Source organism: Pseudarthrobacter sp. GQ63 (assembly GCF_059758765.1).
Map to the genome: position 1 here is coordinate 87,094 of NZ_JCAXEF010000004.1, position 24,261 is coordinate 111,354.

The 24,261-nt window shown below is 67.1% G+C and carries 17 protein-coding genes and 1 tRNA gene; 5 read left to right on the forward strand and 13 right to left on the reverse strand.

The window, feature by feature from the left end:
* Nucleotide 1: 1 nt before the first annotated feature.
* The 6 genes from AC6CHP_RS09305 to AC6CHP_RS09330 form a co-directional block, all read right to left on the reverse strand.
* Nucleotides 2-2,737: a LuxR C-terminal-related transcriptional regulator gene (locus tag AC6CHP_RS09305; protein ID WP_498229391.1), complete on the reverse strand. Its 2,736-nt coding sequence runs from the start codon at nucleotides 2,735-2,737 to the stop codon at nucleotides 2-4.
* A gap of 123 nt (nucleotides 2,738-2,860) precedes the next feature.
* Entirely contained in the window at nucleotides 2,861-3,451 is a 591-nt protein-coding gene (gene pth / locus AC6CHP_RS09310) for an aminoacyl-tRNA hydrolase (protein WP_498229393.1), read from the reverse strand.
* 112 nt (nucleotides 3,452-3,563) lie between these two features.
* Nucleotides 3,564-4,172 (reverse strand): 50S ribosomal protein L25/general stress protein Ctc, encoded by a 609-nt coding sequence (locus tag AC6CHP_RS09315; protein ID WP_188730270.1) that lies wholly within the window; start codon nucleotides 4,170-4,172, stop codon nucleotides 3,564-3,566.
* Between the two features lie 244 nt (nucleotides 4,173-4,416).
* A complete protein-coding gene (locus AC6CHP_RS09320; protein ID WP_104185336.1) occupies nucleotides 4,417-5,397 on the reverse strand; it encodes a ribose-phosphate diphosphokinase in 981 nt (326 codons plus the stop codon).
* On the reverse strand, nucleotides 5,394-6,878 hold the full coding sequence (gene glmU / locus AC6CHP_RS09325; protein WP_377195071.1) for a bifunctional UDP-N-acetylglucosamine diphosphorylase/glucosamine-1-phosphate N-acetyltransferase GlmU: 1,485 nt from the start codon (nucleotides 6,876-6,878) through the stop codon (nucleotides 5,394-5,396). Before glmU ends, AC6CHP_RS09320 begins: the two co-directional genes overlap by 4 nt.
* A 100-nt stretch (nucleotides 6,879-6,978) precedes the next feature.
* Nucleotides 6,979-7,050: transfer RNA gene (locus tag AC6CHP_RS09330), tRNA-Gln, on the reverse strand.
* A 166-nt stretch (nucleotides 7,051-7,216) separates the two neighbouring features.
* On the opposite strand from AC6CHP_RS09330, the gene AC6CHP_RS09335 reads away from it, so the two are divergent.
* Nucleotides 7,217-7,843: a TetR/AcrR family transcriptional regulator gene (locus AC6CHP_RS09335; RefSeq protein WP_188809234.1), complete on the forward strand. Its 627-nt coding sequence runs from the start codon at nucleotides 7,217-7,219 to the stop codon at nucleotides 7,841-7,843.
* 529 nt (nucleotides 7,844-8,372) lie between these two features.
* Here AC6CHP_RS09335 and AC6CHP_RS09340 read toward each other — a convergent pair.
* From AC6CHP_RS09340 to AC6CHP_RS09360, 5 genes are all read right to left on the reverse strand, one after another.
* Nucleotides 8,373-10,202, reverse strand: coding sequence for an ABC-F family ATP-binding cassette domain-containing protein (locus AC6CHP_RS09340; protein WP_188730275.1), 1,830 nt, complete (start codon nucleotides 10,200-10,202; stop codon nucleotides 8,373-8,375).
* Nucleotides 10,203-10,242: 40 nt separating this feature from the next.
* A complete protein-coding gene (locus tag AC6CHP_RS09345; RefSeq protein ID WP_188730277.1) occupies nucleotides 10,243-11,205 on the reverse strand; it encodes a 4-(cytidine 5'-diphospho)-2-C-methyl-D-erythritol kinase in 963 nt (320 codons plus the stop codon).
* Entirely contained in the window at nucleotides 11,202-12,071 is an 870-nt protein-coding gene (rsmA, locus tag AC6CHP_RS09350; protein ID WP_188730279.1) for a 16S rRNA (adenine(1518)-N(6)/adenine(1519)-N(6))-dimethyltransferase RsmA, read from the reverse strand. The genes AC6CHP_RS09345 and rsmA overlap by 4 nt, the downstream gene beginning before the upstream one ends.
* A 138-nt stretch (nucleotides 12,072-12,209) precedes the next feature.
* Entirely contained in the window at nucleotides 12,210-13,397 is a 1,188-nt protein-coding gene (locus AC6CHP_RS09355; RefSeq protein WP_188730281.1) for a resuscitation-promoting factor, read from the reverse strand.
* Between the two features lie 280 nt (nucleotides 13,398-13,677).
* Nucleotides 13,678-14,583, reverse strand: coding sequence for a TatD family hydrolase (locus AC6CHP_RS09360; protein ID WP_427115331.1), 906 nt, complete (start codon nucleotides 14,581-14,583; stop codon nucleotides 13,678-13,680).
* Nucleotides 14,584-14,747: 164 nt separating this feature from the next.
* Here AC6CHP_RS09360 and AC6CHP_RS09365 point away from each other — a divergent pair, with 164 nt between their 5' ends.
* From AC6CHP_RS09365 to AC6CHP_RS09375, 3 genes are read left to right on the forward strand one after another with little or no spacing between them, the layout of a single operon-like run.
* Nucleotides 14,748-15,875, forward strand: a complete 1,128-nt coding sequence (locus tag AC6CHP_RS09365) for an AAA family ATPase (protein ID WP_427115332.1) — start codon at nucleotides 14,748-14,750, stop codon at nucleotides 15,873-15,875.
* A gap of 8 nt (nucleotides 15,876-15,883) precedes the next feature.
* Complete coding sequence (locus tag AC6CHP_RS09370; RefSeq protein ID WP_188730286.1) at nucleotides 15,884-17,329, forward strand: DUF58 domain-containing protein; 1,446 nt, start codon at nucleotides 15,884-15,886, stop codon at nucleotides 17,327-17,329.
* Nucleotides 17,326-19,848 (forward strand): transglutaminase TgpA family protein, encoded by a 2,523-nt coding sequence (locus AC6CHP_RS09375; protein ID WP_498229398.1) that lies wholly within the window; start codon nucleotides 17,326-17,328, stop codon nucleotides 19,846-19,848. The genes AC6CHP_RS09370 and AC6CHP_RS09375 overlap by 4 nt, the downstream gene beginning before the upstream one ends.
* Nucleotides 19,849-19,873: 25 nt before the next feature.
* Here AC6CHP_RS09375 and AC6CHP_RS09380 read toward each other — a convergent pair whose 3' ends face one another.
* Nucleotides 19,874-21,373 (reverse strand): NAD-dependent succinate-semialdehyde dehydrogenase, encoded by a 1,500-nt coding sequence (locus tag AC6CHP_RS09380; protein ID WP_188730291.1) that lies wholly within the window; start codon nucleotides 21,371-21,373, stop codon nucleotides 19,874-19,876.
* A 185-nt stretch (nucleotides 21,374-21,558) separates the two neighbouring features.
* Nucleotides 21,559-22,434, reverse strand: coding sequence for a 16S rRNA (cytidine(1402)-2'-O)-methyltransferase (rsmI, locus tag AC6CHP_RS09385; RefSeq protein ID WP_104185347.1), 876 nt, complete (start codon nucleotides 22,432-22,434; stop codon nucleotides 21,559-21,561).
* 54 nt (nucleotides 22,435-22,488) lie between these two features.
* On the opposite strand from rsmI, the gene AC6CHP_RS09390 reads away from it, so the two are divergent.
* Nucleotides 22,489-24,207, forward strand: a complete 1,719-nt coding sequence (locus AC6CHP_RS09390) for a dolichyl-phosphate-mannose--protein mannosyltransferase (RefSeq protein WP_498229401.1) — start codon at nucleotides 22,489-22,491, stop codon at nucleotides 24,205-24,207.
* Nucleotides 24,208-24,261: the final 54 nt, after the last annotated feature.

A 24,261-nucleotide genomic window follows, 5' to 3' on the forward strand; every position in this document is an offset into this window, starting at 1 on the left:
GTTAGACGAGTCCAGTCAGATCACCCCTGGAAGTAACGCCGAGTTTGGTGAAGACCTGGTAGAGGTGGCCTTCCACGGTGCGGACTGAGACGCCCATCTCCAGGGCGATGTCACGGTTCGAAGCGCCGCGTCCTGCCAGCCGGGCAATCTGGCGTTCCCGGCTGGTCAGCAGCGGGCTTCCGCTGCTGGGCACGATGGGAAGGTTGGCCACGGTGGCAGCCAGGATATCGAGCCGGGCCTGGGCTGTCCGTGCCGTGAGCGAGTCGCCGTCCTGGCGTGCGAAATCCACGGCAAGGGCCATGCACCGTGCCTCCACGGCATCCAGCTCCAGGGTGGCGGCAAGCTCGCCGCCCGCGAGGAGGGTCTTGGCGTCCTTGGTCCTGGTGCCGACGGCGATCAGCCGGGAGATCTCTGCCAACGGACCCTGGCGGTGGCCCGCAATCTCCTCCAGCAGGCGGAAGTCCGCGTCGCTGCCGTTCACGGTGGCCGCGAGAAGGTTGATCCCGGCCAGGGTGAAGCGCCCTGCCTCCATGTCCCTGCGGGCGGACTGCTTGAGCCCGGCAACAGCGTCGGGATCGCCCAGCCAGCGGCCCGCCACGAGGGCACAGAATTCCGCCATGCTCCCGGCAATGAAGCTGGAGTTTCCGGACGTCCTCTGAAGCTTGCCCAGGTATTTGCGTGCCTGTGCGGCATTGCCGGTCTGGGCATGGGCAAGTGCAATGGCTGCGTACGCGCAGCGGAGTGCCGCCTGGACGGGTTGGAGCTCCAGCTGTGCTGCCGCGGAGATCAGGGGGTCCAAGGCAGCGGCGCCACGGCCCGAATAGACATAGGCGATGCCGGCCGCAAGCTCCGTCGCGGCGCTCCGGAAGGGAAGGCTGTGCGGTTCGTCCGTGGCCTGCGGACCCAGGAGGTCGATGCACCGCCGCCACTGCCCCGCGGTCAGCAGCACCAGATAGGCCTCCTTGGTGTACCGTTCGCGCAGGCCGACGATATGGGAGGCGTCACTGATCTGGCCTCCCAGCTGCCGCATAACGCTGAGCGCATCCATTTCCCGCCCTGTCAAGGCCAGGGCGGTCATCAGCAGGATAGCTGCATTCATACGGTGCCCGGTATCCGGATTCACAGCCGGATCCGAGGCTTTTTCAAGGGCCGGGATGATGGCGGCGTAGTCGCCCACGAAGGCCCGGTATTCGAACTCGCTCAGCGCCACGCGGTTGGCCGCCGCAGCAGCAGGCTCAGGCCACGCCGTGCGGCCCGGCGCCTGCTCAAGGCGCTGCCGGGCTTTCGCAAGCAGGTCCGGCACCTTGGCAGCTGCTTCCGGAAGCCACATCATGACGTGTGACTTGGCGGCTATGACGTGGGAGTACTCCTCAACATCGAGGCCGTCAAGCTCAGGCTGCGAGATGTCATCAAGTGCGGCCATGGCCTGGACGGGCATGTCCAGCTGGAGGTAGGCGGCGGCTTTCTGGCGCTGGCCGGCCACCCATTCCCTGTCCGTCCGGCGAAGCATCTCCGCGTAGGTCAGGGCGAACCGTGGGTCGAACAGCTGGACGGCAGCGTCGGCTGCCGCGAGTGCAAGGGCGGGACTCAGGTCCGCCTCGCACTCGTGGGTCCAGGCGGCGAAAGCCATCAGTTCCTCAACCGTCATCCCGCCGGGATCGGGTTCCGTGCCGCCCAGGAGCACGCTCCGCAGCTCCCTGCGCCGGGCTATGCTCAGCCAGGTGCGAACCACATCCCCAATGTACTTTTCGCGCAACGACACCCAGCGGTGGTCTGAGGCGTCGATCTCCAGCAACCCGCCGTCTTCCATGTCCGCCACAACTTCGGCGCTGTAGATGGCAGTAAGCCTTGAGAGTTCCACCCGGCGCGCGCAGGACAGCATCTCGATGACTTCCCGGGTTTCGGGCGTCTCCCTGGACCAGCGGGAGCGGACGATGTCGTCGAGGCTGGCCGCGCCATCGAGCACCACTTTGTCCCGCAGCGTCCAGACGGAGTCGGACAGGACGAGGTTCCCGGACAGCTGCTGTTCGGTGACGAGCGCCTTCAGCAACAGCGGGTTGCCGCCCACCATGTGGTGGTAGGTGCCCACCAGGGATGCCGACACCCGGTGGCCCAGGAGGGACAACAGGACCTGGCGGGTCTGCAGCTCGTTGAGGTTGCTGAGCCGGACTTCAGCGAGGCGCCGGTCCGTCAGCAGCCAGTGGAAGTCCGCCGGCAGGTCACTGATCTTAGGCGCCACGGCAATGATCTTCGCCGTGCCGGTCAGGAGTACGTTCAGCAGTACCCCCGCGCTCATCTCGTCAATGCTTCCGCAGGTGTCCAGGGTGATCACGCAGGGGCGGCCGGCCGCATCGCTGCGGATCAGGGAGGTGATGCCGCGCAGTATTGCCGTGGGAGAGCCCATGTAGGCCTGCGGAAGCCGTGCGAGGAGGAAGGAAAGGCAGCCGTACGGCGTGGTGGAACCGGCCGGACCGCTGCGGAGTTGCAGCGACCACACGTCCGGGCCCAGGTCCATGACCGCTGCCCGGGCCAGCGAGGACTTCCCCACGCCGCGTCCCCCGGTGATCACCACGCCGAGGGAATCGGCGCTGGTGAGGGCCGTGCGGACCGATTCGAGGTTTGCGCCGCGGGCAGGGGCAGACCACAGCTGGCCCTCCCGCTTGCCGGAGGCATCCCTGTTCAGCCCAACGTCGTGGGGTGTTGACCCACGTCCCCAGCTGAGTGGCTCGATTGACATGAACTTTTCCCCTACATCCCCGCGATAGCGGGATGTAGCCCCATTGCTCCCCCGCATAGGAAGAAGACTACCCCGGTGCACAGACAACGAGACAGGGCAAAGGGCCTTTAAGTTTTCATGTTGCTAGCGTTCGGACTTCGCGGGGTGGAACTTCTGCTGCGCCGCGGTCAGGCCATCACGGACCAGGATCTCCACTGCGTCCGCTGATTCGTCCAGCAGGAAGGGGAGTTCCTTGAGCTCGGCAGTACCGAAGTCGCGCAGGACATAGTCGGCCGTTTCCATGCGCCCGGGCGGCCGTCCCACCCCTACCCTGACGCGGAGGTAGTCCTTGGTGGCCAAGGCCTTGGAGATGTCCCGCAGCCCGTTGTGGCCGCCCTCTCCCCCGCCGATCTTGAGCTTTACCGTATTAAACGGGATGTCGATTTCGTCATGGACTGCCACCACATGGTCAGGGGCGATGCCGTAGAAGTTTGCCAGCGCGGCAGCAGGGCCGCCGGAAACATTCATGTAGCTCATCGGTTTTGCCAGCACCACGCGTGGTCCGCCAATGCCCAGGCGTCCTTCGAGCACCTGGGCGCGGGCCTTGTGGCTCTTGAAACCGGCACCCATCCGGCCGGCGAGTTCGTCGAGCACCATCTGGCCGACATTGTGCCTGTTGCCTTGGTACTGAGCTCCCGGGTTTCCGAGGCCAATAATGAGCCAGGTATCAGTCATGAATCAATCCTAGGGTGGGGGGTTTGCCGCGCCCGGCGCCGGTGAAACGCACTAGACATGCCAATGGCCGGACCCCCACAGGGATCCGGCCACAGGCGGGGAATGCGGCTGATTACTCGGCTGCTGCTTCCTCGGAGGCTGCAGTAGCCTCTTCGGTGCCCTCGCCAGCTTCTTCTTCGGCGATCTCGATAGCTTCCGAGATGTTCACCACGAGCGCCTCGGCGTCGGTGAGCAGGACGGAGCCCTTCGGCAGCACCAGGTCGGAAGCGTGGATGTGCTCGCCGGCGGCGCGGCCTTCGATGCTGACCTCAACGGATTCCGGCAGGTGGGTGGCCTCGGCCTCGAGGGACACGACAGTGAGCTCGAGGTTGTGCACGGTGCCGGGTGCGGTTTCGCCGGAAACGTGGACGGCAACGTCAACCGTGACCTTTTCGCCCTGGCGGACGGTCAGGAGGTCGATGTGCTCGATGATCTGCTTGATGGGATCGCGCTGGACGTCCTTCACCAGGGCCAGGTGGCCTTCGCCGTTGATGTCCAAGGACAGCAGGGCGTTGGCGGTGCGGACGGCCAGGGTGGTGGCCTTCGCCGGCAGGGTGATGTGGATGGGGTCTGCGCCGTGGCCGTAGATGACGGCGGGGATGAGGTTGGCCATCCGCGCGCGGCGGGCGTAGCCCTTGCCGAATTCGGTGCGTACTTCTGCTGCGAGCTTCTGCTCAGACATGGAAATCTCCTTGAAACTAAACGGTGTTCAGCAAGGGCAGAGGTCTGTCGCGACCTTCAACGCCAGGCGGCCGGAGCCGTGCCCATCTTGAAGGGAGATTCAGACCCAGTCGATAACGGAGACCTGCACTCCGGTGACCGCGTGAACGGTGACCGGCGCTCTCCCTCGCCAAGGTATCGCTGACAATCCTACCAGCGCCGGTCTCGTTTACTGAAAACGGGACCGGCGCCGCGGCGGGCCTGCCTTAGGCGTTGCCGTCGAAGAGGCTGGTGACCGAGCCGTCGTCGAAGACCTCACGAACGGCCCGGGCGATCAACGGCGCGATGGAGAGCACGGTCAGCTGGGGGAACCGCTGGGATCCGGTGAGCGGAAGGGTGTTGGTGACCACTACCTCGCGGGCGCCGGACTCCGAGAGGCGCTTGGCGGCGGGATCGGAGAAGACCGCGTGGGTGGCCGCGATGATGACGTCCTTTGCCCCGGCGTTCTTCAGCACCTGGACGGCACCGGAAATGGTTCCGCCGGTGTCAATCATGTCGTCGATCAGGACGCAGGTGCGGCCCTCGATCTGGCCCACCACCGTCTTGGAAACAGCCTGGTTGGGCACGGTGAGGTCCCGCATCTTGTGCACGAACGCGAGCGGTGCGCCGCCCAGCCGCTCTGCCCACTGCTCCGCCACCCGGACGCGTCCGGTGTCCGGGGAGACAACGGTGACGTTCTCGGCGTCCACCCGGGTGCGGATGTAGTCGGCGAGGAGCGGGATGGCCATGAGGTGGTCCACCGGGCCGTCGAAGAAGCCCTGGATCTGCGAGGTGTGCAGGTCCACGCTCATGATGCGGTCCGCGCCTGCCGTCTTGTACAGGTCCGCAACCAGCCGGGCGGAGATGGGTTCGCGGCCGCGTCCCTTCTTGTCCTGGCGGGCGTAGGGATAGAACGGCGAGACCACCGTGATGCGCTTGGCGGAGGCGCGCTTCAGCGAATCGATCATGATCAGCTGTTCCATCAGCCAGTTGTTCAGCGGTGCCGGGTGGGCCTGGATGACGAAGGCATCGGTGCCGCGGACGCTCTCGCCGGCGCGGACGTAGATCTCGCCGTTGGCGAAGTCGTATGCGTCCACCGGCAGCAGCTCGGTACCCAGTTCCTTGGCGATTTCCCGGGCCAGCTCGGGGTGGGCCCGCCCGGTGGCGAGCACCAGCTTCTTTTCGCCGCGCGCCGTAATTTCGCTCATGGTTGGTTGCCCTCTTCTGTAGATGCCGGGGTACTTGAGGAATCTTTGGTGGCTGCCTGGGCCAGTTCAGCGGAGCGGGTTCCGGGGCGGTTCGCCGCCACCCACCCCTCGGTGTTGCGCTGCGCTGCAACGGTCAGCACGAGCGCTCCCGCGGGCACGTCCTTGCGGATCACCGCGCCGGCGCCGCTGTAGGCGCCGTCCCCCACGGTGACCGGGGCAACGAAGACTGTGTTGGAACCCGTGCGGACGCCCGAGCCGATGACCGTGCGGTGCTTCTTCTCGCCGTCGTAATTCGCCGTGATGTTGCCGCAGCCGATGTTGGTGTCCTCGCCGATTTCGGCGTCTCCGGCGTACCCGAGGTGGGACAGCTTGGAGCCGCGGCCGATGGTCACATTCTTGGTTTCGTAGAAGGCGCCGATCTTGCCGGCCTCACCCAGCACCGTGCCGGGGCGAAGGTAGGTGAAGGGCCCGACGGCGGCCCGGGCGCCGATGACGGCCCCGGAACCATGGGTGCGGGTCACCGTGGCGCCCTCGCCGATGGTGACGTCCGTCAGGGTGGTATCAGGTCCGACGACGGCGTCCCTCGCCACGGTGGTGGTGCCGTGAAGCTGCGTGTTGGGAAGGATGCGGACATCCTCGTCCAGGGTCACCGATGAGTCGATCCAGGTGGTGGCGGGGTCGACGACCGTGACGCCGGCACGCATCCAGGCCTCCACGGTGCGGCGGTTCAGCTCGGCGCCCAGGGCGGAGAGCTGGACGCGGTCGTTGGCGCCTTCCACCTGCCAGCGGTCAGCAGTGACGACGGCGGCCACCCGGCCGCCCGACTCGCGGGCCAGGCCCAGGACGTCTGTCAGGTACTTCTCGCCCTGTGAATTATCGGTGGTCACGTGGGCCAGGGCGTCACGGAGGACTGCTGCGTCGAAGGCGTAAATGCCGGAATTGACCTCCCGGATGAGCCGCTCTGCCTCGGAGGAGTCCTTGTGCTCCCGGATGCCGGTGACCGTTCCATCCTCCCCGCGGAGGATCCTGCCGTAGCCGGTGGCGTCGTCCAGGACGGCGGTCAGCACGGTCACCGCGTTGGCCTCGCGCTCGTGGGTGGCCACGAGTTCCGCAAGCAGTTCACCGGAGAGCAGCGGCACGTCACCGTAGGTCACCACCACGGTGCCCGTCAGGTGCTGGTCGGCGTCGAGGGCCTGGAGGGCCACTTCCACGGCACGGCCGGTGCCCGGGATGTCGTCCTGGTCCACGATCACGGCCGCCGGATCCACGTCCGCGAGGTGGCGTGCCACCAGGTCGCGTTCATGGCGGACCACGATGGCCAACTGGCGGGGGTTGACGCTGCGGGCCGCCAGCAGGGCATGGCCCACCATGGACCTGCCGCCGATCTCATGCAAAATCTTGGGGGTACGCGACTTCATCCGGGTACCGGCGCCTGCCGCCAGGACGATTACTGCGGCCGGGCCGGTGTTCTCGGGGATCACGTACGGGCTCTCCTTGCTTGGTTACGCTGGCGCTGACGGTGGCCGGCCGAAGTGCGGGCGGCACCGAATGTCATCCTACTGAACGCTCCACGCGCAGCAGTTCCGCCCATAGGATTCGAACCTATACTCCACGGCTCCAAAGGCCGGGGTGCTGCCATTACACCAGAGCGGACCGTGCCGTGGCGCGCGGCCGGGCACAAGTAGTTATTTTGCCACGGGTTAGAGGCGCTGCGCGACACGGGACGGTCACTCCGGCCTAACCCTCCGGTTTCGCGTCCCGCGGTCCGCCCGCCGTCGCGCTGCAGGCCTGCCCGCGACCGGTGGTGCATGATGGAAATGTGAGCAACAACCCTCCGCGGACACGCATGACCGGCCTGCAGCGGCGGAGCCAGCTGATCGACGTCGGACGCGGACTTTTCGCGGCCAGGGGCCTTGACGGGACCACCATCGAGGAAATCGCGGCGTGCGCCGGGGTGTCCAAGCCGGTGATCTACGAGCACTTCGGTTCCAAGGAAGGCCTGTACACCCAGGTGGTGGACCACGAGTTCCGGCTCCTCCTCGACGCCATCAACGCCGCGCTGACCGAGGAGGCGAAACCGAGGGTCCTGGTGGAACGGGCCGCCCTCGCACTGCTGACCTACATCGAGGACCGCACGGAAGGGTTCCGGATCCTGATGCGGGACGCACCGCCGTCGCAGCCTGAGGGGGCCTTCTCCACGCTGCTCTCCCACGTCACCGCCCGCGTTGAGCACATCCTCTCCGACGAATTCTCCCGCCGCGGCCTCAGTGGCGAGGACGGCGCCATGTACGCCCAGATGCTCGTGGGAATGGTGGCCATGACCGGCCAATGGTGGCAGGACAGCCGCCAGCCGGACAAGCACACCGTCGCCGCGCACCTGGTCAACCTCGCCTGGAACGGCCTGACCGGCCTCAAAAGGGACCCGGAACTCATGTCCGAGGGTTAGTTTCCTGTCACCTTCGCGAGCTCCCGTGGTCTGTTCGCGGCGCAGGAGCCCTTTGCCGGCGGCCGTGGCCAGGTTCGCGGCGCAGGAGACCTTCGCCGTCGCTTAGACACGGGCCAAAAGGGCCCACCGGTCGCTGAGCGACCTCATGGGCCCGATGGCCCCCGATGCGCTCCTACGCGAAGGCCCCCCGCACCGCTGGTGCCTAGCGTTCCGTTCGGCACGTCTCCACGCACACGCGGGCACAACCACCTGCCGAAGGTTCCGCGCGAGTTGCCTGCCGCTCCTCGGCGTGAGGTGACGTTCGTTGGGAGGTGATCCTTCGGGAAGGGGACATCCGCTCGTTGGAGCCGGTCCTTCGAAAAGGAGCGCATCGCGACGCGTCAGGGCGTGGAGGTCGCCCGCGACCGGAACGTCCTCTACGCGGCGTGTCTAAGCGACGTCGAAGGGCCGGCTCCGGCACCCAAGCCGGGCGGACGCCGAAGGGCTGGCTCCGGCACCCAACCCAGCACAGCCCCGCGGATTGAACGGGCTATTCGCCGAGGACTTCCAAAGCCTCAAGCCATTCGAGTTCGAGGGCTTCGCGTTCTCCTGCGAGGTCCTTGAGTTTCTTGTTCTGTTCGGCCAGGGCGTCGAAGTCCGACTGTTCGGTGCTCTTGACCATCTGGTCGTGGACTTTCTTTTCCTGCTGTTCGAGCTTGCCAAGCTGGCGCTCGATGCGGTTCTTGGCTTTGCGGGCGTCGCGCTTTTCGGCCTCCGAGGCACCGGCGGGAGCAGCGGCTGCCGGCGCGGACCCGGCGCTGGTGACGGGGTTGCCGCCGCCGGTCACAGTGGACCCTGCCAGGGCGGATTCGCGCAGCTCGAGGTACTGGTCAACGCCGCCGGGCAGGCCGCGGAGCTTTCCGTCTCCGAGGAGCGCCATCTGGTGGTCGGTGACGCGCTCCAGGAGGTACCGGTCGTGGCTGACAACCACCAGGGTTCCCGGCCAGCCGTCCAGCACGTCCTCCACGGCAGCGAGGGTGTCCGTATCAAGGTCGTTGGTGGGTTCGTCCAGCATCAGGACGTTGGGCTCCCCCACCAGCAGCCGCAGGAGCTGCAGCCGGCGCCGCTCCCCTCCGGAGAGGTCCTTGACCGGGGTCCACTGCTTCTCATTGGTGAAGCCAAGCTGTTCCACCAGCTGGCCGGCGCTGAATTCCTTGCCGCCAACATTGAAGGAACGCTTTTCACGCTCGATGACCTCGATCACGCGAAGGTCTGCGACGTCGTCGAGCTCCTTGACCTCCTGGCTGAGGACCGCGGTGACCACGGTCTTGCCCCGCTTGACCTTCCCGGCGTCGGGGGTGATCTGTCCGTTGAGGAGTTTCAGCAGGGTGGTTTTGCCTGCGCCGTTGACGCCCACCAGTCCCAGGCGTTCGCCGGGGGCAAGCCGCAGGGTGATGTTGTCGAAGAGCTTCCGCCCGTCCTCGGCGCCCTGGAAGTCGAGGGAGACGTTTTCCAGGTCCAGCACATCCTTGCCCTGGCGTGCGGTGGCCATCTTGCTGAGGGCCATCGAGTCACGCGGGGCGGGCACGTCGGCGATGAGGGCGTTGGCGGCCTCAATGCGGAACTTCGGCTTTGCCGTCCGGGCGGGAGCGCCGCGGCGGAGCCAGGCCAGTTCCTTCTTGACCAGCTGCTGCCGCTTGCCTTCCATGACCGATGCGGAGCGGTCACGCTCGGCGCGCGCCAGCACGTAGGCCGCGTAGCCGCCTTCGAAGGGGTCGACGATGCCGTCGTGGACTTCCCAGGTCTTGTTGCAGACTTCGTCGAGGAACCACCGGTCGTGGGTGACCACCAGGAATGCACCCTGGTTGGCGCGCCACCGGGTCTTCAGGTGCCGGGACAGCCACGCCACACCCTCGACGTCGAGGTGGTTGGTCGGCTCATCAAGCATGATGACGTCGTGGTCCTCGATCAGGAGCTTGGCCAGGGCCACCCGACGCTTCTGCCCGCCGGAGAGCGCGTGGACGTTTGCGTGCCAGTCGACGTCGGAGACCAGCCCGCCCATGACTTCGCGGATCTGGGGATTGCGGGCCCATTCGTAGTCCGCCTGGTCCCCCACGATCGCCGCACCTACCGTCAGGTCGCCGTCGAGCACGTCGCTTTGGTCCAGGTAACCCACGTTGACGTCGCCCCGCTTGGTGACGCGGCCGGAATCAGGGGTGGCGCGCAGGGCCAGCAGGCGCATCAACGTGGACTTGCCGTCACCGTTGCGGCCTACCATGCCGATCCTGTCACCCTCCTCGAGTCCCAGGGTGATGCCGTCCAGGACGGTGCGGGTCGCGTAGGAGACCGTCAGGTTCTCGCCGCCAAGAAGGTGTGCCACAAGGAACTGCTTTCTGCTGCTGAGGGAGGGACTGTAAGACTTAGAGGTGGGTGTCGGAGATGATGCGCGCGCCCGGCACCGGACCGTGGACAGCGAGGGCTGTCAGGCCGTAATGCCGCAGGTCGGTGGCCAGGCCTTCCGCCGCCACCGAGTCGTCGGCCAGGAGGGCCACGGTGGGCCCCGATCCCGAGACGATCCCCGCGATGGCTCCGTGCGATTCCCCGATACCCAGCGTATCGCGCAGGGCGGGCGCCAGTTCAATGGATGCCCGCTGGAGGTCATTGACCAGGACCCGGCCCAATGCTTCGGCGTCTCCGCCGCGGAGGGCGGTGAGGATCTTGGGATCAACCCCGGTGGGTTCGGCCGCCTGGATGCCGCCGGCTTCCCTGATGCGGTCCAGGGTCCTGTAAACCTCAGGAGTGGGAAGGCCGTAATCTGCCGTGACGAGGACCCAGTGGGTCTGTGCCTTCGCCAGTGCCGGGGAAAGTTCGTCGCCCACCCCCAGCCCTACCGCCGTGCCGCCCAGGAGGGAAAACGGGACGTCGGCGCCCAGTTCCGCGGCAAGGTGCGCGAGTTCTTCCCGGGACAGGCCGCTGTTCCACAGTGCGTCGCACGCCAGGAGGGTTGCGGCAGCATCAGCCGATCCGCCGCCCATGCCGCCGGCCACGGGCACCCGCTTGGTGATCTCCAGGTGGACCCCGGTAGGGCGTTCGGAAACGTCCGCCATGATGGCTGCGGCCTTGTAGGCCAGGTTGTTCCCGTCCAGGGGGATGTCGGCGGCATCAAGGTCAACGGTGCTCGCCCGGCTCAGGCTGACGGTGATCCCGGGCGCCTCGGTGCTTGTGGCCGCGACTTCCTCATAGAGGGACACGGCGAGGTACACGCTCGCGACGGAGTGGTAGCCGTCGGGGCGGAGCGGTCCTACCTCGAGGGAGACATTGACTTTGCCGGGTGCTTTGACGCGGACTGTCCTGGCGGCGAACCGGCCTGGCAGGGCGTTCATGCCAACGCCTGCTTGGCTTCTGCGATTCTGGCAAAGGCCCGGATATCTATGACCTCACCCCTGGCAGTGGGGTCGACGCCCGCAGCAACCAGGCAGCGCTCGGCTTCCGGTGCCCCGCCTGCCCACCCGGCAAGGGCAGCCCTCAGGGTTTTGCGGCGCTGGGCGAAGGCGGCGTCCACCACCGCGAAGACCTGTTCCCGGGTTGCAGTGGTGGCGGGGGGCTCGCGGCGCGTAAACGCCACCAGCCCGGAATGGATTTTCGGCGCAGGCCAGAAGACGTTCATCCCAATGACGCCGGCTTTGCGCATCTGGCTGTACCAGGCGGCTTTGACGGACGGCACACCGTAGGTCTTGGATCCGGGGCCGGCGGCGAGCCGGTCAGCCACCTCGTCCTGGACCATCACCAGCCCGTGCTGAAGGCTGGGGAAATGCTGCAGCAGGTGGAGCACCACCGGGACCGCGACGTTGTAGGGCAGGTTGGCCACCAGCGCGGTGGGCTGCACGGGGAGCTCCGTGACCTTCATGGCATCGGCGTGCACCAGATGGAAACGTGCAGCAGAAGACGGCCGCCACTCCTTGACCGTCGCCGGGAGCTTGGCGGCCAGCACGGGGTCGATTTCCACTGCCACCACGGACGCTGCGGCATCGAGCAGTCCGAGGGTCAGGGATCCCAGCCCCGGGCCCACCTCCAACACCGTCTCGTCAGGTCCAACGTCTGCGGCGGCCACGATCCTGCGGATGGTGTTTCCGTCAATCACAAAGTTCTGGCCGAGGGTCTTGGTGGGGCGGATTCCGATCTCCTCCGCGAGCCGGCGTATGTCGGATGCACCAAAGAGCGGTGCGGGCGCGGGGATTGGTTCAGTCACCTAGGTATCCTATCCCGCGCGGCACATCCGCCCCGCAGGGAGAAACAGGCGCCATAAACAGCCTGAATAAACGGCTGCGGCCGGGCACGGAGGTCCGTGCCCGGCCGCAGCGCCCTGACGGGCACGCAATCGTGGGGGTTAGCTGGTGGCAGCCCAGCCGCAGCCCCACGGCTGAAGGCCGCGCTGCGCGTACACGCGGTTGGCAATGTCGATCTGCTGGGCCTTGGTGGCAAGGCTGGCGTTGGGGGCGTAGGCCCCGCCGCCGGCGCCGATCCAGGTCCGGATGTCGAACTGAAGGCCGCCATAGTAGCCGTTACCGGAGTTGATGCTCCAGTTTCCGGTGGACTCGCACTGGGCGATCTTGTCCCACATGGCTTCGTTCATCATGGCCGGAGCAGCGGCACCGGTGTTGGCACCCGCACCTGCAGGGGTAGCGGCCTTTGCCGCGGGGGCCGCCTGGGCAACAGGCTTCGGCTTGGTGCCAACGGTGACCTTCTCCGGCACGGGCTGGACGGCTACTGTTTCCGATACCAGGGTGCGCGAGGCTTCGCGGCCGTCCACCAGCACGAGCTTGTAGGTTTTCTCGAGCTTGCCTGCGGCGCCCTTCTGGGTAACTTCCTTCTCCCCCTTGAGCAGCTCGCCGCTCTCGCTCGTGACGGTCTCGAACGGAACGTCCTCGGTGGAGACTGCGGTCTGGCCGGTGTCAACGCGCGACACCTTGATCACCATGTTGTTGACCACATGGGCGTTGACCGGCTGCGAGGAGCGGTCGTTGGCACCCAGGACCAGGCCGGCGTCTTCGAGGACCTTGCCCACGGTCGATGCCGTGGTGGTGGCGGTGTCCACCTTGCCGTCCGCAACGAGGCTGACGGTCTTGGGGGTGGAGATGGAGACGTAGGACCCGGCGATGGACAGCTGGGCGTCCTTGGGGGCGGAAACCGACGAAGCGCTGGCGACGCCGAGTTCAGTGACCAGGCCGGCGACGTCCTGGGCCGTGGTGTTGACCGTCTTCTCGGAGCCGTCGAGGCTGACCTTGACTTCCTTCGCCTTGTTGACGTTGATCACGGTGCCGTTCTGGACCGAGGCATCAACCGACGGCGACACGCGGTCAGCAGGGTTCAGCTCCAGGTTGGCGCTCTTGACCACCTGCCCCACGGTTCCGCCGAACGTCTGCACGGACGAGACCTTCCCATCGACGTTGAGCGTGATGGTTTTGTTATTGCCCACAAAGGCTACGAGGCCCACCACGAGCGCGCACAGCACCAGAAGCTGGGCACCAACCTTGACGAAGCTGAACTTGCCGTCCGATGTGAAGAACTTGCTCACGTTTGCCCGTAACTTTAGGTCCTTCCGGGCACGGGGAAATCGCGCAATAAAAGGCCCGGCACCGCCAGCAAAGGCAGTCCGGGCACCGTTGCGCCGCCACACTCCGCGCAACGGGCAAGCCGGGACAGAGCCCAGCAATCCTGCTGCAGAAAGAAGTGAAATTACCCGTTGGCCTTCCCCGACCCCGGCTAATAAATGTCCACTGTAACCGTAGCGTTATAAAGCCGCCAAGAAATGTGCATACCGGGTATTCATTATGTAACGCCCGGACATCGGACTTTCAGTCCCAGCTTCCGTATGCCTTCACGGTATTGGCCGCGATTCCGGCGCACAGACCAGCCAGGTCAGTTCCTGTCAATTCGGCCATCGCCCGGACCGTGTAAGGGACCATGTAGCTGGCATTTGGCCGGCCCCGATGCGGGTGCGGCGTAAGGAACGGCGCATCGGTTTCCACCAGGATGAGCTCGGGGTCAGCCACCGCGAGCGCAGCACGCAGGTTGGCGGCGTTGCGGAAGGTCAGGGTTCCGGCAAAGGACATCCACCACCCCTCCTCGTTGCAGGTTCTTGCCAGGTCCTCATCACCGGAGAAACAGTGGAAGACCACGCGTTCCGGTGCCCCTTCTTCCCGGAGCACCTGGACAACGTCGTCATGCGCGTCCCGGTCGTGGATCTGGAGCGTCAGGTCCAGGCGTTTGGCGATGTCGATGTGGCGGCGGAAGGAGTGCCGCTGGTGCGCCAGGCCTTCTCCTTCGGTGCGGAAGAAGTCCAGGCCGGTCTCGCCGATGGCCCGGATCCGCGGGTGGGCGGCCAGCTGTTCAATTTCTGCCAGCGCCTCCTCCAGCTGGCCGCGGGCGGCGTAGCGGGGGGCGTCATTGGGATGCAACGCCACGGCCCCCAACAGCCGCCGGTCCAGGTCCACGGCCTGGACGGTAAACCGTGACGACTCAAGGTCGCAGCCCACCTGCACCGCACCCTGGACGCCCACGGCGGCGGCCGCATCCAACGCTGCCGATATTCCAACGGGAGCCTTGCCATCCGGGAAGTCAAGGTGCGTGTGGTTGTCCATGACCGGCACCGGCAGGGGCTCGGGAGCGGGCGGGAAGGCTTTCTGCCGGGAACTGCGCGGCTCCTGCGCGTCATCGGCAGCAGGGTCCTGGTAAGCGGCAGGAGGAAGCGAAGTGCACATCCATCCAGCCTAGCTGCGGAACCCTTCCCCAATTTTGTCGGAACTCTCTGTCAGCTGCGGCAGTTGTGTTAGTAGTCTGGTACGAACACATGCGAACGCCCACCGCCGGGCGACGGCAGGCTTGTTGTCCCGTCCAGGTGAAACCCCGGGCTGAAAGGTTGCCGATGGAATCCCACCGACGCACTGCCAACGATGTGAGCGCTGCGAACCGCACTCTGGCGGGGCTCGCTGATCCCGTCAGCCAACTGAACGGGCACCGCCCCGCCGCCATGGACGCGGAAGGTTTCCACGCGGCAACGCAGCGCATCCTCTCGTCTGTCAATACCGTCATCGATGGGAAATCCGACGCCGCCAAGCTGGCGCTGACCGTCCTGCTGGCCCAGGGGCACTTGCTGCTCGAAGACGTGCCCGGAGTCGGGAAAACACTCCTCGCGAAGACCCTTGCCCGCACCATCGACTGCACCGTCAACCGGATCCAGTTCACCCCCGACCTGCTGCCGTCAGACGTGACGGGTGTGTCCATCTACAACCAGTCCTCCCGGCTCTTCGAGTTCCGGCCCGGCGCGGTCTTTGCCAACATTGTTATTGGCGACGAAATCAACCGGGCCTCCGCCAAGACCCAGTCGGCGCTGCTCGAATGCATGGAAGAGCACCAGGTCACGGTTGACGGCACCTCGTACCGGCTCGACGAGCCGTTCATGGTGGTGGCCACCCAGAACCCCATCGAAATGGAAGGGACCTATCCGTTGCCCGAGGCGCAACGGGACCGGTTCATGGCCCGGATCTCCATGGGTTACCCGGACAAGGACGCCGAAATTGAGATGCTCGAAACGCACCAGGCCACCTCGCCACTGACCAAGGTCTCCGCGGTGGTCACTTCGGCGGAGGTGGCCGCCATGATCACCACCGTGCAACAGGTCTACGTGTCCAAGGCCGTCAAGGAGTACACGGTATCGCTGGGCAGGGCCACCAGGGAAAGTCCGCTGCTGCGGCTCGGCGCCAGCCCCCGGTCCCTGCTGCAGCTGCTGCGGGCAGCGAAAGCCACCGCTGCCCTGGACGCCCGGGACTTCGTTCTGCCGGACGACGTCGTCCACGTTGCCGAAGCCGTCCTGGCGCACCGGATCATCCTGGACCGCAAGGCTGCAGGGTCCGGGGAAACCCCGCACAGCGTCCTGAGGGGCATCCTGTCCCGCCTGCCTGTCACTTCGGAGACTGCCGGCACCGGCACCCGGAATGCGGCACCTGCCGGCAGGACGGCGGCCCCGGTCACCGGCCTGAGCAGGAACAAGTAGGAAAACCCATGGCGCTGCCGGACAGGCTACCGCGGCACCTCTTCACTCAACGCGGCTGGGGCATGATCGCCGCCGGCGGGGTCGCAGTGGGCGCCGCACACGTTATGGGCCGCAGGGACCTGCTGACGCTGGCGGTACTGCTGATCGTCCTCCCCCTGGTTTCCCTCGCCGGGATCCGGCTGGTCAAGCCCCGCTTCCAGGTGTACCGGGAGTTCACTCCGTCTCCCGTGGAAACGTCCGCACCCACAAGCGTGCGGCTCGCGGTGGCACGGACGGGCAGCGGCAGCGGAAGCGCCACCATGGAGGAGCGGCTGCCTGCCCGGTTCGGCGAATCGCCGGCTTTCCGGTTCCCTTCACGGTCAGCCGCCGGGGGCACCAGCCGGTATGAATACCATCTCCGTTCGGCCCAGCGCGGCCAGTTCCTCATCGGCCCGGTGACAGCCGAATTCACGGATCCGTTTGGCCTGTCACTGCACCGGCAGGCAATAGACGACGGCGACATCCTCACCGTGACGCCCGCCGCCGTCGTCCTTCCCCTCACTGGACTGGCCGGCGCGCGCGGCAACGATGGCGTGACGGCAACCAGGATCCGCGCCAACCCCAGCGACGACGACGTGATGACCCGCGAGTACCGCCACGGCGACCCGATGCGGCGGGTGCACTGGGCTGCCACCGCACGCCACGGCGACCTCATGGTGCGCCAGGAGGAATCCGTCACCACACCGGAGGCCACGGTCATCATGGACCACAGGTACGGTGCGTTTTCCGGAGGTTCCGGCGGCGGGCCGGCGGGGCAGGCAGGCCCGGACGGGCACCCCATGGCCACCAGCGGAACCTTCGAATGGTCGGTCGTGGCAGTTATGTCCATCAGTGCACACCTGGCTGAACGGAACTATGCGCTGCGCCTGCTCGACACGGGGGGCAGTCCCGCTTTCCTGCAATCGCCGTCGGCTCCGGAACCTGAGGTGGAGGAATACAGCGGCGCAGCCGGACTCCAGTCCATCGCAGAAAGCCTTGCCGCCATACAGCTGACCGGGCCCCACCATCCACACCGTGACAATGCCCTCCAGCAATGGGCGGGCCGGGTCGGTGCATCCAACGACCGCACTGCCCTCGACGCTGGCCCTGAGGCGTTTGATGACCTGCTCATGGACAAGCTTTCCGCACACCGCATGAGGGGACCGGTGATCGCAGTCCTCGGGACACTCTCGCGGTTGGAGGCCCTGGCCCTCGCCCCTGCCGCGGGCTACGCCACCAATGCCTTCGCCGTCATCGTGACGGAAAAGCCCGGCGAGTCAGCCGAGGTCCTGGAAGTGCTGCGGCAGGGAGGCTGGCGTGCGGTGGCCGTTGCGCCAGCCGTCCCCGTGGCATCGGCCTGGAGCCAGTTCGACCAGGACGTGGCAGTGCCCGCTCCCTCAGCGGAGGTCCGCCGCGGAACCGGGGCTGCGCTGTGACAGCGGCACCAACACGCAGTCCGGGAGCCAGCAGGCAGTCCGGACGCCGGCAGGAGAAGACCGCCGCCCGGCAACGGGTGGGCCCCTATCCCTGGGTGATGGCCGCCGCCATCGCCGTAGCTGTCTCCGGTGCCGCGCTTTCGCTGAACGGGGTGCTCCGCGGCTGGGGCTGGTACTGGCCCGTCCTGACCACCGTCCTGGTGGTCAGCCTCACGCTGGCTGCCCTGCGGTCCGTGCGCGCCCAGCCCCTGCTGGTGACGGCCGGCGGATTCATCTCCCTGGGCGCCGTCCTGACCCTGACCTTCTTCCGCGGCTCCAGCGTGGCCGGCTTCATCCCTACCGGCGGAACCTTGGTGGAGCTGGACCGCCTGATCCGGAGGGCCAGCGAAACTGTCCTTTCCGAGACTGCGCCCGTGGCGCCCAATGTGGGCATTGTCATGGTCATTTGCGCTGTCCTGGGCCTGGCGGTGATCCTGGTGGACGCCCTTGCGCTGCCGCTCGGCATACCCGCTGCTTCCGGGGTGGGGCTGCTGGCCATCCTGGTGGTCCCGGCAATGATCAAGCCGCAGAGCGTGGGCTTCTGGGGATTCGCTTTCACGGTGGCGGGGTACCTGGCGATCCTCGCGTGCAGCCAGTATTTCGCCCCCAGCGCCCGGTTCCAGACTGATTCCGCCAGGAGCCCTGGCCAGATGAAGCGCGCCGTGCTCACGGGATCTGTCGCACTGGCCGCCACGCTGGTGGTGCCCATGGCAATTCCCGGCTTTGACCAGGGAACGTTTCCGCAGGGTTCCCGGCTCAACCCCTGGGGCACCTCCACTGGACTCAACCCCATGATCACGCTGGGCAACAGCCTGCGGACACCTGACGGCAGCGGCCGGATCACCTACGCCACGAGTGCCTCCACCCCGCTGTACCTGCGCTCCGTCACGGTGGACAATTTCGACGGTGACTCCTGGGGCCCGGACGACCGTGACGCCTCACGGCTGCCCCTGGGCGGGCGCATCGATCCCGGCTATACGGTCCTGGCGGACGAGCAGCAGCGGCTGGTCACAGCCATCGACGCCGGCAGTTTCACCAGCCCCTATCTCCCTGCCCCTTATGCCCCGGAATCGGTACGGGGACTCAGCGGGCGGTGGACCTGGGACCCGGCCACCCTGAGCATCAAAGGTTCGGACACCACCACGTCCCGGCGGCAGGAGTACCTGGTGACGTCCACCGCCCCCCGGCTGACGGCAGGGCTCCTGGCCCAGTCCTCAGCCGCCGTCCAGGGGATCCCGGACGACTTCACCAGGATTCCCGGTAACGTTCCGGACATCGTCCGCAGCACCGCCGATACCGTGGCGGGGACAGGCACCCCCTACGCGAAGGCGATGGCCATCCAGAAGTACCTCCGTTCGGCGGAGTTCACCTATTCCCTGCAGTCTCCGGTGCAGGGTGGCTACGACGGCAACGGGCTGTCGGTCCTGGCCGACTTCCTGGAACAAAAGAGCGGCTACTGCATCCACTACGCGTCCGCGATGGCTGTGATGGCGAGGCTGGAAGGCATCCCCAGCCGCATCGCGGTGGGTTACGCACCCGGCAGGCTCACCGGAGCCACAGTTTCGGTGGCAGGCCAGGGAGCGCTGCCGGAATATGAGGTGGACGCACGCGATGCCCACGCCTGGCCGGAGCTCTACTTCCAAGGCCTGGGCTGGGTGCCTTTCGAGCCCACGCCCTCCCGTGGCGTGGTTCCCGACTATGCCACGGAATCGTCCACCGCCGCCGCCCCTGACGTGCTGGACAACAATGATGACCTGCTTCCCGACGCCACCCCGGCTCCCACCCCCGCGCCGAGCGCCACTGCGCTGCCCGCCCCCGGCGGCGGCGGAAACGCCGGTTCGGGAGTGCAGCTCCTGCCGTGGCTGCTTGGCGCAGCCGGCGTCCTGGGGATGGCACTGCTGGTGGCCGCGCCCCGGCTCATCAGGACGGGCATCAGGGCCAGGCGGCTGAGGCCCCAGGATCCCGGAAATGCGGTACCCCTGGGCTGGCGTGAACTGCTGGACCTCGGCACCGACTATGGCGTTCCCCCCGGTTCCAGCGAAACGCCGCGCGCTTATTCAGCGCGGCTGCGCGGCGCGCTGCTGGGGGATCCCGATGGCCTGGACCGGGCGGCGCACCAGGCTGTTGCCGCGCTCACGGCAGGCTTCGAACGCCACAGCTATGGCCGCCCGTCCGGCGCCGTCCCGGAGGCGGCGGTTGACGACGGACAGCCAGGTCCAGCCCGCGGCACCGGCGGCGCCGTGGCAGCGCAGGTTGCGGCGGTGGAATCGTCCCTGCAGGCCAATGCGGGGCTGGCGCGGCGGCTTCAGGCGGCTTGGATCCCGCCGTCCGTCATGGGACGGCTGGGCCGGCTGCTGGCCGCACCGTTCCTGGCCGCGGGGCGATTCCTGCGCAGGACGGCAAAAGCCGCCGCACGCTCCCGTCCTGGTCCTTCCAGGCAGGGAGTGCGCGACGGCGTTCGGCGGCAAAGCGGCGGCTGACCGGCCGCTTTGCCTGATCCGGGCGTTACCCGGCGTAGGGGTCTGCGATGCCGATGTACTGGGTGTAGAGGTATTCCTCGATGCCTTCGAGGCCGCCCTCGCGTCCCAGGCCGGACTGCTTGACACCGCCGAAGGGTGCTGCGGCGTTGGAGATGACGCCGGCATTCAGGCCGAGCATTCCCGTTTCGAGGCGTTCGCCCATCCGGATGCCGCGGTTCAGGTCCTTGGTGAAGACATAGGCCACAAGTCCGTATTCGGTGTTGTTGGCCAGGCGCACCGCGTCATCCTCGGAGCTGAAGGTGATGATGGGTGCCACCGGTCCGAAGATCTCCTCGGACAGGATGCGGGTGCCTTCGGTGACTCCGGAAAGGATGGTGGGCTGGTAGAAGTAGCCCGGACCTTCCACCGGCCCGCCGCCCAGGACGGCCGTGGCGCCGGAGGCAACGGCGTCGGAGACCAGTTCGTGGACCTTGTCCCGGCTCTTCGCGTCAATCAGCGGGCCCACCTTGGACTCCGGCTCGGTGCCGCGGGCAGTGGTCATGTCCTTCATCTTCGCGGCGAACTTCTCCGCGAACTCGGCCGCGACGGATTCGTGCACGATGAAGCGGTTCGCGGCCGTGCAGGCCTCGCCCATGTTGCGGAGCTTGGCGAGCATGGCCCCGGCGACGGCGGCGTCGAGGTCGGCGTCCTCGAAGACCAGGAACGGGGCGTTGCCGCCGAGTTCCATGGAGGTGCGCAGGACAGTTTCGGACGCGTCGGAGAGCAGGCGGCGGCCCACCTCGGTGGACCCGGTGAAGGAGAGCTTGCGGAGCCGGGAATCCTTGATCAGCGGGCCGGTGGTGGCGCCTGCGGTGGAGGTGGGGATGACGTTCAGGACTCCGGCGGGGAGGCCGGCTTCCATCATGACGGCGGCGAACAGCTGGGAGGTCAGCGGGGTAAGGTTCGCGGACTTCAGGACCATGGTGCAGCCTGCAGCGACGGCCGGGGCGATCTTGCGGGTGGCCATGGCCAGGGGGAAATTCCATGGCGTGATCAACAGGCACGGTCCCACCGGCTTCTTGGTCACCAGGAGCCGGGACTTGCCATCCGGGGAGACCGAGTAGCGGCCAAACGCGCGGACGGCCTCCTCGGAGAACCAGCGCAGGAACTCGGCACCGTACGTGACCTCACCGCGGGCCTCGGCCAGCGGCTTTCCCATCTCCATGGTCATCAGCAGCGCGAAGTCCTCAGCGCGCTCGGTCACCAGCTCGAACGCGCGGCGCAGGATTTCGCCCCGTTCGCGCGGCGGCACCTTTGCCCAGGACTCCTGCGCCGCGGCGGCAGCGTCCAGGGCTGCCTTACCGTCCTCGGCGCCGGCATCGGCAAGGCTCAACAGCACCTTCCCGGTGGCAGGATCCTCGACGTCGAAGGTCTTCCCGGAGATGGCGTCCCGCCATTCACCGTTGATGAGCAGGCCAGTGGGGACAGAGGCCAGAAGGGCGCTTTCGCGGTCTGCGGAAACGGCCGGCTGTGCAGTGACAGTCACGATGACTCCCTCGTCAGTAGGGTTGGTGCAGCCCTTGGCGGCGGCCGGAGTGACCGGGCCCATACAGGCTGAATTACTGCCAGACTACTGCGGCGGCTTCGGGCTGGTCTACGCCGTTGCGCACTGCCGCATCACGGCGCTGCTGTGCAGCTGCACAGCAGCCCAGGCATCGTGTGCGGGAACCGTCAGCGGGCCGCAAGGACGGCGGAGTACAGTTCCCGCTTGCTCACCCGGACGTCCTCGGCCACCGCTGCCACCGCTTCCTTGAGCCGGATGCCCTGGGCCACGAGTTCGTTCACGGCTGCTACATGGTCCTCCGGCGTCCCGGGCGCCTTTTCCGGCGCCCCGCCGAGGACAACAGCGATCTCGCCCCTGATCTCCGTGCTTTCCGCCCACACCAGAAGTTCACTGAGGGTGCCGCGGATGACCTCTTCATAGGTTTTGGTCAATTCACGGCAGACGGCCACCGGACGGTCCGGTCCGAACCGGTCGCGCAGCGCCCGGAGCATTACCTCCAGCCGGTGCGGTGCCTCGAAGAACACCATGGTCCTGCGCTCCCCCGCAAGCTCGGCCAGGCGCGACGCCCGCTCACCGGCCTTCCGCGGAAGGAACCCTTCAAAGCAGAAGCGGTCCGTGGGCAGGCCGGACAACGCCAGGGCGGTGAGTACCGCTGACGGCCCCGGGACGGCCGTCACTGTGAGGCCGGCCGCGACCGCCCCTTCAACCAGGCGGAAGCCCGGGTCCGAAACCGAGGGCATCCCGGCGTCGGTAACCATGACCAGGGTGCTTCCTGCCTGCACCTGTGCCAGCAGCTCGGCCGTCTTGGTGGCCTCGTTGTGCTCGTGGTAGCTGATGACCCGCCCGGCCACGGTGACGCCCAGGCTCTGGACCAGCCGGTGGAGGCGGCGGGTGTCCTCGGCTGCCACGATGTCCGCGGTTCCCAGCAGTTCCACCAGCCGCGCGGAAGCGTCACCGGTGTTCCCGATCGGGGTGGCCGCGAGCACGATGCGCCCCGCAGGTGCCGGGCCGGAATCAGGAAGGGTGCTGGGGTTAGGGTCCACGCCACCAGCCTACTGCTGCCGGGGACCGCCGGCCGCAAACGCTAGCATGGGCTGGTGACGCAGACCTCGACGCGGCCGGGCGGGACCGGACAGGCCGCCCCCGCGGCATCCGGAGCTGAAACCGGGAGGACAGCAGGCAGTTCGGGCAGTTCCCCCAGCCGGCCCTGGGTCAGCCGCCCTGCCGACGCCTTCACGGTCGAATCCCTGCTGGTACGGCTCCTGGGCAGCGCCCGCGGATGGCGCGACTACCCGCCGTCGCTGAGGCTGTGGTTCCTGCTGGTCCCCGTCCTGACCGCACTTACCGGCGGAATCCTCAGGTTTGTCCGGCTTGAGGCCCCACCGAAGCTGGTCTTCGACGAAACGTACTACGTCAAGGACGCATACTCCTACCTGGTCAGCGGCTACGAGCGCGGCTGGCCGGACAAAGCCAATGACGCGTTCAACGCCGGAAACCCGGGGGTGCTGCTGGACTCCCCCGAGTACGTGGTCCATCCGCCCGTGGGCAAATGGATGATCGCCGCCGGCATGGGGATCTTCGGCCCGGAGAACCCTTTTGGCTGGCGCTTCGCGGCAGCACTGACCGGCACACTGTCCATCCTGCTCCTGTCCCTGATTGCCCTGAAGCTCTTCCGGTCGCTTCCCCTGGCGGGGGCCGCCGGGCTCCTCCTTGCGGTGGACGGCCACCACCTGGTGATGTCCCGGACGTCGCTGCTGGACATCTTCCTGATGTTCTGGGTCCTGGCCGCCTTCGGGGCCCTCCTGTTGGACCGGGACAGCGGCCGGCGGCGGCTGGCGCTCCGGCTGGCGCGGGCCGCCGCAGACAACGGAGGGCGTCCGACGGCGGTCCAGCTGCTGTCCGGTCCGTGGCTGGGGATCCGCTGGTGGCGCGTGGCGGCGGGACTCTGCCTGGGGCTCGCCGTCGGGACCAAATGGTCTGGCCTGTTCTTCCTTGCCGGGTTCGGACTCCTCACTGTCTTGTGGGACCTCAACGCCCGGCGGGTTGCCGGCATCCGCGGCTGGATCAGTGGCGGCATCATCAAGGACGGGATTCCGGCGTTCCTCAGTATGGTGCCGGTGGCGGGGCTGGTGTACGCGGCATCGTGGACAGGCTGGTTCCGGTCCGATAATGCCTACTTCCGCCGGTGGGCGGAAAGCAACCCCTCTGCCGAATGGAACTGGCTTCCGGACGCTGTCCGCTCGCTGGCCCACTACCACCGGGAGGCCTACACCTTCCACCAGGGCCTTGGATCGGACCACCCGTACGAGGCAAGCGCCTGGAGCTGGCTGGTACTCGGCAGGCCGACGTCGTTCTTTTACGAAACGCCGCCGCAGGGCAGCCCGGGGTGCGCGGTGGAGAAATGCACCTCGGCCATCCTGTCCGTGGGAAACCCGCTGGTCTGGTGGGGCGCCGTCATTTCCCTGGTGGTCCTGCTGTTCTGGTGGGCCGGGCGGCGGGACTGGCGTGCCGGCGCCATACTGGCCGGCGTGGGCGCCGGCTACCTGCCGTGGTTCCTGTACCCCGAACGGACCATGTTCTACTTCTACGCGGTGTCCTTCGAGCCTTTCCTGATCCTGGCACTCGTGTACTGCCTGGGCCTCGTCCTGGGCAGGGCCTCCGACCCGCCCTGGCGCCGCCGGTCAGGGCTGTACCTGGTGGCACTGTTCATCGCTGCGGCAATCCTGCTGTCGGCATTCTTCTATCCTGTCTGGGCCGCGGAAACCATTCCCTACGACGCCTGGAAAGTCCGGATGTGGATGCCGTCCTGGATCTAGGGCAGGATGGCATCAGACCCCCAACTGAGCCGCTGCCGCGGCGTGGCAGCGGAA

Excerpts from the sequence above, each read along its gene's own strand:
- AC6CHP_RS09360 (WP_427115331.1), bottom strand. The coding sequence starts at position 14,583 with ATGTGCACTTCGCTTCCTCCTGCCGCTTACCAGGACCCTGCTGCCGAT.
- AC6CHP_RS09365 (WP_427115332.1), top strand. The coding sequence starts at position 14,748 with ATGGAATCCCACCGACGCACTGCCAACGATGTGAGCGCTGCGAACCGC.
- pth (WP_498229393.1), bottom strand. The coding sequence starts at position 3,451 with ATGACTGATACCTGGCTCATTATTGGCCTCGGAAACCCGGGAGCTCAG.
- AC6CHP_RS09315 (WP_188730270.1), bottom strand. The coding sequence starts at position 4,172 with ATGTCTGAGCAGAAGCTCGCAGCAGAAGTACGCACCGAATTCGGCAAG.
- AC6CHP_RS09370 (WP_188730286.1), top strand. The coding sequence starts at position 15,884 with ATGGCGCTGCCGGACAGGCTACCGCGGCACCTCTTCACTCAACGCGGC.
- AC6CHP_RS09320 (WP_104185336.1), bottom strand. The coding sequence starts at position 5,397 with ATGAGCGAAATTACGGCGCGCGGCGAAAAGAAGCTGGTGCTCGCCACC.
- AC6CHP_RS09305 (WP_498229391.1), bottom strand. The coding sequence starts at position 2,737 with ATGTCAATCGAGCCACTCAGCTGGGGACGTGGGTCAACACCCCACGAC.
- AC6CHP_RS09345 (WP_188730277.1), bottom strand. The coding sequence starts at position 11,205 with ATGAACGCCCTGCCAGGCCGGTTCGCCGCCAGGACAGTCCGCGTCAAA.